We start from the raw sequence: 13,121 nt of genomic DNA, 5'->3' as shown, positions 1-13,121 counted from the left end.
CTATTTAATTTCCTGTGGCAAAAACAACGAAAAGATACTCCCTTTCCTACTACTTTTAAGAGACACATATCCATTATGAGCTTCTGCTATTTGTTTCACATAACTTAATCCTAATCCAAATCCTTTTACATTATGAAGATCATCAGTTGAAACTCTATAAAACTTTTCAAAGACCCTCTTTACATCCTCTTTTAGAATACCCATTCCTTTATCTGAAACACGAATAACTATGTATTCTTTTTTACTTTCTATTAGAATTTCAATATCGACGTTATTAGGTGAATATTTAATCGCATTATCTACCAAATTACTAATGGCTTGATGTAAATACATTTCGTCGGCATTAACAATGGCGTTCTTTGTTTTTACTAAACATTTAATAGTTCCTTTGTTTTTATCAATTCGAATTTTACTCTGAGAAACAACTTTTTCCACAAGCTCCAATATATCTACAATTTCAACTTCTAGTTCGGCTATAAAATGATCATTTTGCGCCAACTTTAAAATCATTTCTACCTGCTTATTCATACGTTCATTCTCTTCCTTAATTACTTTCGTAAACTGTCGTACAATTGATTCATTTTTAATTATCTCAGGTTCCTCAATGGTAACTGCCGCTGTGCCAATAGATGCTATAGGTGTTTTAAACTCATGAGTCATATTATTGATAAAGTCGGTTTTAATTTGAGACAACTTCTTTTGCTTTAAAATTATCCGCAAAGAGAACCATAAACTAAATAAGATGATTAAAACCATTACCGTAGATAATACCACGTTAAAAAATAATGATTTATATAAATATGATTCTTTATCATAAAAAATCACATAAAGACTCGTATCATCAAAAACCTCTAACGTGTATTCACTTTTTTCTAATAAGGTCATATTCGTTAATTCTTTCCCTAAAACACATTTCCATTTATCGGATTTAGTATTTTTAATTCCAAAACTATAGGTCAGTTTTATTGCATTAGAAGTAAAAACTTTTTCTATTAAACCCTCAAAATCTATTTCCTCGTAATAGTTAAGACCTTTAATATTTTCCTGACCATAAATTATAGAAACGGTTTCTTTAAAATTACCAACAGTATTTCTTCGTTTCAAAAATGCCTCCTGAAACTCGTTTAAGGAATTATAGAAATCTTGATCAAATTTTGGTGTAAAATTGAACCTTTTAATTGAGTATAGTTTAAATCTATATTTTAAATCTTCACTTACATAATCATAGTCTGTGTTAAAATTTTCATCAATAATAATGCTATTCTTTCTATTATGTGTTTTAATAACCTCTTTAACCTCGGTAAGAGATTTTACAACAGACTCATTAAAATTTTTTCGTGTAAGTGTAAAACTATTATCTAACCAATTTATTTGAGAAAAAATGATTCCTAAGGAAGATAATCCTATTAAAAGAATTACATATTTGAAATTTCTTCCTTCCATTTATAAGTTGTTTTTATTTTCAAAGAAACGTATTTACATAAGGTATTTACTACTTCTTAGTTTTATTTAAGAGTTTTTAAGGTTTTTTAAGGTTTGAGCTTAATCATTCCATTCACCAACAATTCTTTTAATTTTCTCTTAAGCTTTTTTAATACTCAATTACCTAACTACCATAAACATAAACAATAATTTTGTCTCATCAAATCAACAAAACATGAATATTCAAAAATTAATTTTATTTATATGCTTTATAAGTTCTTTTCATTTTGGAGTCGCTCAAAATAGTAACATTGAAATTTCATTTGGTAACTACCAACAAAAAGCTATTGAAATAGTTCTTACCGAAAATAATAAAACCATATCGCAGTTATTTCACTCCTACGAAGAATTAAAAAGTTCAACTAAATTCAAATCACTAGGAATTGCTATTGCAAATTACATACACCTAGAAAACGATGCAATAAAAGTTAATATTGCCAAAATCAGCGATGATTTAAAGGAAAAATCTCATAACAAGAATACAACATTGGATATTTCCCATAGCACCGATAAAAAGAAAATCACCATTGACATTCAAATCAAAAGCATCTAATACCATTTAATTCACAAATAACAACTCATGAAAAAAATAATTCTAATTATCCTTTTTTTCTCACCCCTATTTTTGTTCTCTCAGACAAATGGAGTGCAGTTTGAAAACGCCGAAAATCAATTAAAAAATAAAGAATACAAAGCTTGTTTAGAATCTTATATAAAGGAGTTTAAAAAAGAAACCGGAAGTGGTCAAAATTATTACGATGCTTCTATTTGCGCTGCAAAAAACAACAACATTAATTTATCCTTTAATTATTTAGAAAAAGCTATCAAATCAAAACATATTTACCTAAATAGCATTGTAACAAATAAAGATTTAGAGATATTACATACTGATAAGAGGTGGCTTTCAATTTTGAAAAAAATAAAAAAAGCGTATAAAGAATTTACACAAACTCCATTAACACAAGAGCAACAAAAAGAGTTGATAGATTACGTCAACCAATCTATTGCTGCTGTTTATTTTGATAAAGAAAAAGGAAATGATTTACAGAAAATCCTCCTGAATACTGATTTTGGAAACCTTCCACCAAAAGTAATAGTAAAAAAAATAAAGAAAAAATTAGTTTCAGAAGCCAATGACATTCATTTTCATGTTGGAGTACAAAAACTTAGTTTAAAAACAGAGTTAGAAAAAACACCTTTAGAAAAAGTTAACCATAATGGAGGTTTTTCTGAAGTAAGATTCTTAAAAGGAAACATCGGTTACATTAAGTGGGATCGATGTATTGCAGATGAAATTGCATATTCAAAGCTGGTGGCTGCACTAATTTTTTTAAAAGACTGTGATGCTTTAATCTTTGACATTACTAATAATCCCGGTGGAAACGGAGCTATTAGTGGGTTTATATTTACTCATTTATTTAAGAGTAAAAAGCATCAAACTTTGCTACAAAAAAAGTGCAAAGGTGAAACAGAATGGAGAACTTCAGAAGTTCCTTTTAATTATACTAACGGACCTAAATTTTATGATACTCCTGTCTATATCATGACTTCAAAAAACACGGGTTCTGCTGCTGAATATTTTGCATTTACCTTACAAGAATTAAAACGAGGGAAAGTTATAGGTCAAACTACTGCCGGTGCAGGAAACCCAGTACTCAAAATACTTTTTGGTAATTATTTTGCCTATGTTCCTAATTGTGAAATCCGAACTAAAGACGGAAAGTCTATCGAAGCAAAAGGAGTTGTTCCAGATATAGAAATGGAAGATGAATATACAATAGATGATGTGTTAAAAGTTATAAAAAAGTAAAAACGAATATACTAACTAAACATTTTTTTTGACAGTGCGAATTAGTGATTCGCGCTGTTTTTGGTTTTAAACTTTCATTATCATATAGTTGATTTATTTTATAGAGAACCAATTAAATTAATATTTCTTTATTTTTATAAAAGGAAAAGAGATAACAAACCACTAACCTTATGTCAAACACAAAATTAATTATTGAAGAAAGAAGTAGAGATATTGGAGATTTTCTTGTAGGTAGGCTACTTCCTTTTCGCAGAAAGCGAATGATTGGTCCGTTTATTTTTATTGATCATATGGGACCAACAACACTTGGGAGGGACAAAATTATGAGTGTAGACCAACATCCGCATATTGGCTTAGCTACTTTAACTTATTTATTAAGTGGTGCTGTAATGCATGCTGATAGTATTGGTACCTCTCAAAAAATTGTTCCTGGCGAGGTGAATCTGATGATTGCTGGAAAAGGTGTTACACATACTGAAAGAACTCCAGAAGAATTAAAAGAAAAAACCTACCAAATGGAAGGTTATCAAATTTGGTTAGCCTTACCAAAAGATATGGAAGATAACCAACCAGAATTCCATCATTTAAAAGCCCATGAAGTTCCTTCCTGGGACGAGAATGGCTTAGCTATGAAACTAATTGTAGGTTCTGCATTCGGAAAACAGTCAAATTTAACCTTATGGTCTGATTTATTTATGTTAGAAATAGTAGCTCAAAAAGACACCACTGTAAACTTAACAGGTAATTTAAAAGGCGAAATAGGTATTTTAGTACATTCGGGAGAAATTACAGCTTGTGATGAGATTGTTAAAAAAGGGCATTTACTAGTTTCAAAAGAAGATGATTTTTGTCAATTTAAAATAAAAGCGAACTCCAAACTTTTCATTTTTGGTGGTCAGCCTTTTGAAGAACCGAGATATATTGATTGGAATTTTGTATCACATGATAAAGCTAAAATAGAGAAAGCAAAGTTAGCTTGGAACAACAAGCAGTTTCCTAAAGTTATAAACGATAATAGTTATATTCCGTATCCCACTGTAAACGTATAAGGCAACAACACTTACAAATTGAAAGAAGAAAAACTATTACTCATTCTCGATATTGACGAAACCTTAATTCATGCTACTTCTAATAAACTAGATAAAGAAGAGGATTTCTCTGTATTCAATTATTATGTTTACCAAAGACCATATCTACATGAATTCATTGATGAAATAAGAAATGATTATCATTTAGCCATTTGGTCCTCCGCTTCGGATGATTACGTTCGTGAAATTGTCAATTGTATAATTCCAAAAGAGATTAATTTACAGTTTGTTTGGGGGAGAAGTCGATGCAAACCTAAACGGATTTTAGATATCGATTCTTACGGGATTTATGACAATAGATATCAAGAACAATACAACTACATCAAACCTCTAAAAAAAGTAAAAAAATTAGGCTTTAAACTCGAGAGAACACTCATTGTTGATGACACTCCCCATAAATGTATTGAAAACTATGGAAATGCCATTTATCCGAAAGAATATCTAGGACAGAACGATGACGATGAATTACTCTTTTTAGCAAAGTATTTAAAAACATTGAAAGATGAAAAAAATGTCAGAAAGATTGAAAAAAGAGATTGGAAGAAGAAAATACAAAAGTAATTCTCTGTCTAAAATTTTATCTATCGTATTTTTATTCCTATCGGCTATCCATTTTTATTGGGCATTTGGAGGAACCTGGGGATTCAACAATACCTTACCTGAAACATCTGAAGGAATCAAAGTTTTAAGTCCAACTTTTACAGATAGTATTATCGTAGCGTTTGTTCTTCTCCTGTTTTCTAAAGTTTATCTATTCTATCAAAAACCACTAAAATCTAAAACTTTAACATACCTAAAAACTATCCTCTTGTGGTTAATTCCTTTTTTATTCCTGTTAAGGTCTATTGGCGATTTGTACTATGTTGGTTTCTTTAGACAAATTCAAAACACAAACTTTGCTTATTTTGACGGCTACTTGTACTCTCCCCTTTGTTTAACAATAAGTTTTATCGGATTCATTATTCTAATAAAAGTAAAAAAGGCATAAAAACACAATTTTACGATCTCATATTTCTCTATTTTTATGGCAAACTACTACCATGACAAAAATTACTCAATTACTGCTATTAACTCTCCTCTGCGCTAACCTTAGCGCTCAAGAAATTAAAATCAATACCAAAAAAATCACTCATTATCTGCAAACGTTTCGTAACAATAACAGATTTAATGGTGAAGTTCTAATTGCACATAAAAACAAGGTTATTTATAGAAAAAGTTTTGGATACGCCAATAATGAATCTAAAAGGATTTTTAATAAAAACACCAAGTTTCAATTGGCTTCGTTGTCTAAACAGTTTACCTCCTCGGGTATCCTAATTCTTGAACAAGAGAAAAAGCTATCCATTCATAATTATGTTTCAGATTACTTACCTAATTTCCCATACAAAAACATAACCATACAACATTTGATGTCTCATACTTCAGGCTTACCAAATTTTGTTAATTCCATGTGGAAAGATCTAGATACAACAAAAGTAAATGGGAATAAGGAAATGTTTGAAATGTTTGCTTCGAAAAAATATGCGTTGCAATGGAAACCTGGAGAAAAATGGGAATACTGCGATATAGGATATTGTACACTAGCTTCCTTAATTGAAAAAGTTAGCGGTAAGAGCTATAAGAACTTCATGAAAGAAAAAATTTTCGACCCTGCAAATATGAGCAACACTTCTGCGGAACATGCTACAGATTATAGAGCGGTTAAAACACCAGAATTAGCAATGGGATATGTATATGATACTAAAACGAATAACAATCGAATTGCCTATGAAACTCCTGAAAACAGCTTTGTTTATTGGCTCGGTGGTTTTTATGGAGACGGCTCTGTTATTAGTACTCTGGACGACTTACTGAAATGGGACAAATCTCTATACGAAAACAATATTATTAGCAAAAAAAGTTTAAAAAAAGCCACAACTCCAGCAAAGTTAAATGATGGCAAACTTGCCGATGCTTGGGGTTCTCATTACGGATTAGGTTGGACATTATTTACTTCAAAAAAGTTCGGAGAAGTACAATCTCACTCTGGGCAACAACCTGGTTATAATACAAGACTTACAAGATGTCCAGAAAAGGAATTAACCATTATTATTGCCGCAAATATGTCTATTCCAAAATTCTGGGAAATTGATTTATTGAAAGAACTCGAAAAGCAGCTATAGTTTTTAAAAATATACTTTATATTGCAGTACCTCCCTCTTGACTTATCAAAATCGCGTCTGAATATTGCTATTATCTAACCTTATTTAAAAATTATGTTTCGTTATTTATTATTAACCGTTGTATTAGTCGTAACAAAAATACATTCACAAACCCCGTACGCCTCTATAGAAGGACATTATAATCTGTCAGGATTCGAAATGGCTTCTGGAGTTTATCTTATCAAAAACAAAACATTTTTCTATTATGCCTCCTTTGGAGCCGTTGATTTAAAAGTTTACGGTACATATGAAATTAATAAAAACGGAAATTTATCACTTTACCCAAGCAAAGATCTTTTAAAGGAATTTTATATTTATGGAGTAAAAGATACTACTTCAAGTAAAAACATTGAAATATCTTATAAAAAACCTTATCGTAGAAAGGTCAAAAAAATTTCAATAATATCTGATGCTAAATCAATACCCTTTCCTGAATTCACTTCAAACAAAAAGGATGTTTCAATTACTCTAAAAAGACCTATTATTGGTGAAATACAAATTGATCATAACAACGATAACTCTACAAGTTCTTTCATATTACCTAAAAATGTAATCGAACTGAAAATATTCCATAATTATTACGCAAATATGACAAAAGAAATTTCGAAAGGCATATGGAAAATAAAAGAGAATATTCTAGTTGATGACAAACTCAAACCATATAAAAAGAAAGAAATTAGTTCGATTACCATTGAAAAAATACTTTCCTTTATTGAAAAAAAGAAGAAAAACACTAGCTATATAAAAAATGGTAAAACTTATCATAGAATTGATCGATAACATATGAAAAGACTAATAATTCAAAGTGTACTTCCTCTAACTATAATTTCATTTGTACTAATTTCACAGTGGAAATATGTATTAGTTGTTGATGGCCCAGATGATTTTTTCGTTGGTTTCCCTTTGATTTATAAAGGACCAGGATTTCATACATCCTTATCTACGCAATATTTTATATCAGAAATGATTTTTAATTTAATTGTTTATTTCTCTATTTCATTGATCGTTTGTAAGATAATAAATAGATTTTATACAATTAACATTCCAAAAAAACTATATACTAGTTTCTGGATTGGTTTTGGGGTTTTTATTCTTTTTTTCATTTACTTATTTCATGAATTAGATAATAGAATTCACTTAAAAAGAGACTTTGAGGTAGAAGTAATTGAAAGTGGTTTCGCTTTTTTTAACTTACAGCCTACCGAGAGACCAGAGATAGATAAATCGAATACTCCATGAATCAAGCAAAACCTCAACCTAGAATTGAACAATTAACTGAGAAAAAATTCATCGGTCAACGAATTGAGATGAGTTTAGTTAATAATAAAACACATCAACTTTGGAGTCAGTTTGTTCCAAAAATCAATAAGATTCAAAATCGTATTTCTGAAGACAAAATCTCTATGCAGGTGTATCCTCCTAATTATTATAAACAATTCAATCCTTCAAACGAATTCGAAAAATGGGCGATTGTAGAGGTGCTTAATTTCGATTTAATACCCAATAATATGGAGACTTATATTATTCAAGAAGGAACATACGCTGTGTTTGATTATAAAGGTTCCAGTTCAAATCCCTCTATATTTCAATATATTTTTTCAGAATGGATTCCAAACTCTCCTTATGTTGTTGATGACAGACCTCATTTCGAAGTATTAGGAGAAAATTATAAAAACAACGATCCTAATTCTGAAGAAGAAATTTGGATTCCAATAAAAGCGAAATAATATATTTTAAACTCATTTCACTTTAAATACTATAACCTACTATATATTTAACCATGTATAAAATAAAACAACAACTAAAGAAAACCACCAAGAAGTTGTGAATGCTTGGGAAGCTTCGGTAAGAGCTATACATGATTCCCTAAAAGAAGAAGATATCGAATATTTCAAACCGAAACTAAAACTCTAATCATTCTGGGAGACAAGGCTGAACAAATTTCAATCGTATCGGTAGCGCATCTGCACAAAACATTAAAAAACTCACAACTCTGGGTAGTCCCTAATATGGGACATTATGCGCATGACGGTGATAACAGAAACGAATTTCTTCGATTATCTAAACAATTTCTATCATTGAACTAGCCTTCATTAAGAGACACTACCAATCACGCTACCACATTATAAACCAACGAAATGTAGTAGGATTGAATATAAATAGTAAAGTAAAAAATAATCACTTCATACATACTTCACGATATTTTCACTCAAAGTTACGTTATATCTTTGCAGTGTAATTAATGTTCCCCTTATATTAAATTACGAAAAGGTTATCGCTCCCCGTAATCATCCCATTACAAACTTTCCCCAAAAAGTATATTACACTAACGATAACCTTTTTTATTTCCCTTTTTTTAAGGGGAGAAGTTGGCTCCTTCGGGAGCTTTCTTATTTTTTTACTGTTTTTTAAATTTTTTTTTAATTTTTATGTGACCTATCAAAAAATTATGTGTCATATAAGTAATTTAAGTAATAAAGCTGGGGGGCTTTTATATTTAAGGTTAAATTAAGAGGAGCTTTTCATAAGCTCCTTTTTTTATGTATCACATTCAAACACATATCGTTAGTCTTTTTTTTAAAAAAATTGTTTTATTACTTTTACAGAAATGGAAACACTTGACAATATATTAGCAGCCACCGATAATGCCAAAACAAAACTTTTTAAGAAAGGAACTACAATACAAAAAGCTGGAAGCACTAAACCTTTTGCTTATTACGTTACTAAAGGTTTATTGAAAAGCTACATCATAGATAGCAATGGAAAAGAACATATTTACATGTTTGCTTCTGAAAATTGGATTATTGGCGATCTTGAAGCAATGGAATATAATCAATCAGTTGAGTTATACATAGATTGTATGGAAGAGACGGAAGTTATTATTTTTGATAAAGATTGCTTTTTCGAAACTAAGCTCTCAAAAGAACAAATTATCCATAATACTCAACTTTTATATCGAAGGATTGGTAGACTTCAACGACGGGTTTTGATGCTTATGGGCACTCCTGCCATTGATAGATACAAATATTTTTTAAAAACCTATCCCGAACTAATCCATAGAGTACCTCAACATATGATTGCCTCTTTTTTGGGAATCGCACCTCAAACCTTGAGTACTTTAAAAGGAAAAATAATACGTTCAAAAGATTAACCCAATCACTTTAACTAACAACTAATCATATAATTCACACTTTTTTCTTCATATAGATGAATGCATAATACTCTGGAGTTTTTGAATTTTGAAAGGAATACAGAAACTAATAAGTTATTATGAGCAAACCAAAAATAGCAGATCGAAAACCGATTAAGGTAACATTAAAAAAAGGAGAAGAACAATACTGGTGCGCATGCGGATTAAGTAAGAATCAGCCCTATTGCGATGGTTCGCATAGAACTACTGATATTACTCCAAAAAAATTCATAGCAGAGGAAACAGGAGATGCCTATTTATGTATGTGTAAACACAGTAAAAATCCACCTTATTGTGACGGAACCCATGCTACGTTAAAAGAAGTAGAAACGGCGGTAAACACTTCGCCTACATCTAGAGCAACAAAGGAAGAGCCTACACTTGCTTATATTAAAGCCTTAGCGAAAGATGGATTATCAAAAGTCGGTCATCATGGTGAAATGGGAGCTATGGGAGTTCCAATTCCAGAATTACCACAATGGAAAGATATTCAAATACTCGCAGCCCAAATGGCAACCAAGCCTTTGATGGAAGATATTGAAGTTAAAACAGAATTAATTATTGGCCCCAATGCTAAAAAACCGCTAAAATTAGATATTCCTTTATTCGTTTCCGACATGAGCTATGGAGCACTTTCTGAAGAAGCGAAAATATCATTAGCAAAAGGTGCTGAGCTAGCAGGTACGGGGATCTGTTCTGGAGAAGGTGGAATGCTAAATGAAGAGCAAGAAGCTAACTCAAAATATTTTTATGAATTGGCTTCAGCTAAGTTTGGTTTTGACTGGAATAAACTAAAAAAAGTACAAGCTTTTCATTTTAAAGGAGGTCAAGGTGCCAAAACAGGAACTGGAGGTCATTTGTCAGGGAATAAAGTTATTGGAAAAATAGCTCAAGTACGAAACTTAAAAGAAGGAACACCAGCCGTTTCACCACCTACATTTGACGATTTAAATACTCCTCAAGATTATAAAGACTTCGCTGATAAAGTAAGAGAAATTACTGGAGGAATTCCGATTGGTTTTAAACTATCAGCTAACCATATCGAAGAAGATATTCAATTCGCTTTAGATGCAAGTGCGGATTATATTATACTCGATGGCCGAGGAGGAGGAACAGGAGCTGCTCCATTAATTTTTAGAAACAATATTTCTGTCCCTACAATCCCCGCTCTTGCTAGAGCAAGACATTATCTTGATAAAATGAATCGTAAAGATGTTACTTTAATTATTACTGGAGGTATTCGTGTTCCTGATGATTTTATAAAGGCAATGGCCTTAGGCGCAGACGGAATTGCTTTATCAAATTCCGCATTGCAATCAATAGGCTGCGTTGCAGCAAGAATGTGTAATACGAACAACTGTCCAGCAGGTATTGCTACTCAAAAACCTGAATTAAGGAAACTATTAAATATTGATAAATCGGCAAATCAATTATTTAATTTCTTTACCGCCTCTGCCGAACTAATGAAAGTCATGGCTAGGGCCTGCGGGCACGATAATTTAAATAAATTTAACTCTAAAGACATTACTACTTGGAAAAAAGATATAGCTGAGCTAGCTAATATCCGATTTGCAGGAACCATTAACTATTAAAAAATATTTGTTAATCATTTAAACTCTGAGTTTCCCATGGAAAAGCTCAGAGTTTTGATTATTACCAATCTTAAATCAGCAACCTAACTGGTTATTACAATATATTCCTCAAGAAAAATAAGCAACACGGCAGTTCAAAAAAAGAAGTCGCCGTGTTACTCTGAACAAACTTAAAGGGAGATATTAAAAGTTATCAGCATTTGTTTTCAAAAGTCTTCTACCTTCTTGCATATTATTAGCTCTATGATGTTCGTTACAATCATTTCCTCCTGGTCCAGTCTTAATATCAACACAATCCCATTTATTCGGTATCTCCACAAAAACCCCATAATTTCTTCCAGCTACTTTTGTGGTTTCATACAAGTCATCCAATTCAAAATCTTTATATCGACTAAACACGTTAGTTTGATAATAAATAGGGTACCCCATCTTTGCATGTGGTAATAACCATTTTTGATAAATCTCTTTAGTACCTATATTATTATGATTCAAACTATGTTGTCCAAGAATCCCTTTTATTCCTAGTATTCCTCTTGCTGCAAAAAAAAGCTCGCTAGTTCTCTCCTCATCTGTTGGACTATCATTCCCATCAATTTTATAAGGATTTAAAGCTACAATTGTTCTCGTTTTTTTCCAGGTATTGTTATGAATTCTCAACATCCTTCTATAAGCTTCTATATCTTTATCGGGTGTAAAACCAGCAGCATACATATTTTCTTTATTTTTCACAGACACTTCAGGTCTACCTAATCGATTCCACATTACTTCGCCATGAAAGGTCATAATTCCATTAGCCTGAACTCCGGCTACCATAGGATTATCATCGTATCGCTCAGCTAAGGTTCTCATTAAGCGATTATAGTTATTTAGAAAAGAAGATTCCCAAAATCTAGGAAGTTTAAAATTATCAGTGTCTTGTCTATAATCCCAAAAGACGTATCCTACTTCTTCTTTCAACCATTCAGGACTCCATACCCCACAATTCATTCGAATAATATATTTATAGTTAGGATTAACCTGTTTTATGTGCTCCAATGCATCGTCTATAATTGAAAAGTCATAATTCCCTCTAGTTGGTTCTAGGTCTGACCAACGAATTTGATGAATTGAAATATCTAGTTTATTCACTGGTGTATTGTAAAAAGTTCTTTTAGAATCAATATAGCCTCTTGATTGACTAACACCTCTTAAAGCAATACCAGAAGGCACTGGCTTAAGTCCAGTTGAACAAAGCCTTCCATTTTTAATATTTTCTTGTTCGTGCAATTCATTATTGATTGTATGTACAACTGTAACATCTCTGCTTTCGTTATAAAACACGTTCCTAATTTCATAAACACCCTGATTTTCATCGTTTGTATCCCATATTGTAACCGAACATATGATATCATCTATATGATTTCCAGCTACATTAAACCAAGTACTTCCATTTTTCAATTCACCATGACTTTTAATGGTAAAACAATTTTGACTTTCAACTCTTGCTGCTCTCTCTTGCAATACTTCGGTTTGGCTCATTTGCGTTACATAATTATCTGAACACGATAAAAACGTAAAAACTACAGCTAAGCTAAGGTTAGTGATTTTTTTCATAATTAAATTATTATTTAAATATTGTTTGATTTAATTAAGAAGGTAAGATATTCTATTTTCCTTCTTATGTTTGAATTAATTCTAACTGTTCTTTTACAATTAAATAATTCACCAAAGTACTTTTGAATACTTTTAATTTAACTAAACGTATCCTAGCACTTAACA

The 13,121-nt window shown here is 31.2% G+C and carries 13 protein-coding genes; 11 read left to right on the top strand and 2 right to left on the bottom strand.

Going from position 1 to position 13,121, the window contains the following annotated elements; all coding sequences use genetic code 11:
- Positions 1–1,443, bottom strand: coding sequence for a sensor histidine kinase (locus tag BLW23_RS17505; RefSeq protein ID WP_093672288.1), 1,443 nt, complete (start codon positions 1,441–1,443; stop codon positions 1–3).
- Positions 1,444–1,657: 214 nt separating this feature from the next.
- Between BLW23_RS17505 and BLW23_RS17500 the strand changes: the two genes are divergently transcribed.
- The 11 genes from BLW23_RS17500 to BLW23_RS17450 all read left to right on the top strand — a co-directional run bounded on the left by BLW23_RS17500 (position 1,658) and on the right by BLW23_RS17450 (position 11,363).
- On the top strand, positions 1,658–2,035 hold the full coding sequence (locus tag BLW23_RS17500) for a hypothetical protein (protein WP_093672286.1): 378 nt from the start codon (positions 1,658–1,660) through the stop codon (positions 2,033–2,035).
- A gap of 27 nt (positions 2,036–2,062) precedes the next feature.
- Positions 2,063–3,292, top strand: coding sequence for a S41 family peptidase (locus tag BLW23_RS17495; RefSeq protein WP_093672284.1), 1,230 nt, complete (start codon positions 2,063–2,065; stop codon positions 3,290–3,292).
- Between the two features lie 170 nt (positions 3,293–3,462).
- Positions 3,463–4,341, top strand: a complete 879-nt coding sequence (locus BLW23_RS17490) for a pirin family protein (protein WP_093672282.1) — start codon at positions 3,463–3,465, stop codon at positions 4,339–4,341.
- Positions 4,342–4,359: 18 nt separating this feature from the next.
- Complete coding sequence (locus tag BLW23_RS17485) at positions 4,360–4,941, top strand: HAD family hydrolase (protein WP_093672280.1); 582 nt, start codon at positions 4,360–4,362, stop codon at positions 4,939–4,941.
- Positions 4,904–5,368 (top strand): DUF3995 domain-containing protein, encoded by a 465-nt coding sequence (locus BLW23_RS17480; RefSeq protein WP_176829868.1) that lies wholly within the window; start codon positions 4,904–4,906, stop codon positions 5,366–5,368. Before BLW23_RS17485 ends, BLW23_RS17480 begins: the two co-directional genes overlap by 38 nt.
- 52 nt (positions 5,369–5,420) lie before the next feature.
- Positions 5,421–6,542, top strand: coding sequence for a serine hydrolase domain-containing protein (locus tag BLW23_RS17475; protein ID WP_093672276.1), 1,122 nt, complete (start codon positions 5,421–5,423; stop codon positions 6,540–6,542).
- Between the two features lie 93 nt (positions 6,543–6,635).
- Positions 6,636–7,361, top strand: coding sequence for a hypothetical protein (locus BLW23_RS17470; protein WP_093672274.1), 726 nt, complete (start codon positions 6,636–6,638; stop codon positions 7,359–7,361).
- A 3-nt stretch (positions 7,362–7,364) separates the two neighbouring features.
- Positions 7,365–7,820 (top strand): hypothetical protein, encoded by a 456-nt coding sequence (locus tag BLW23_RS17465; protein ID WP_093672272.1) that lies wholly within the window; start codon positions 7,365–7,367, stop codon positions 7,818–7,820.
- The gene (locus BLW23_RS17460) at positions 7,817–8,308 is read left to right on the top strand and encodes a GyrI-like domain-containing protein (protein WP_093672270.1); all 492 of its coding nucleotides are present in this window, start codon (positions 7,817–7,819) and stop codon (positions 8,306–8,308) included. The genes BLW23_RS17465 and BLW23_RS17460 overlap by 4 nt, the downstream gene beginning before the upstream one ends.
- Before the next feature lie 881 nt (positions 8,309–9,189).
- A complete protein-coding gene (locus BLW23_RS17455; protein ID WP_093672268.1) occupies positions 9,190–9,732 on the top strand; it encodes a Crp/Fnr family transcriptional regulator in 543 nt (180 codons plus the stop codon).
- A 119-nt stretch (positions 9,733–9,851) separates the two neighbouring features.
- On the top strand, positions 9,852–11,363 hold the full coding sequence (locus BLW23_RS17450) for a glutamate synthase-related protein (protein ID WP_093672266.1): 1,512 nt from the start codon (positions 9,852–9,854) through the stop codon (positions 11,361–11,363).
- A 183-nt stretch (positions 11,364–11,546) separates the two neighbouring features.
- Here the strand turns inward: BLW23_RS17450 and BLW23_RS17445 are convergent, their stop codons facing one another.
- Positions 11,547–12,956 (bottom strand): beta-galactosidase, encoded by a 1,410-nt coding sequence (locus BLW23_RS17445; RefSeq protein ID WP_093672264.1) that lies wholly within the window; start codon positions 12,954–12,956, stop codon positions 11,547–11,549.
- Positions 12,957–13,121 lie beyond the last annotated feature (165 nt).

The sequence above is a fragment of the Tenacibaculum sp. MAR_2009_124 genome, from assembly GCF_900105455.1.
Lineage (GTDB): Bacteria > Bacteroidota > Bacteroidia > Flavobacteriales > Flavobacteriaceae > Polaribacter.
Note: the sequence above shows the minus strand (reverse complement) of the source record. Positions and strands in the feature narration are given on the sequence as shown.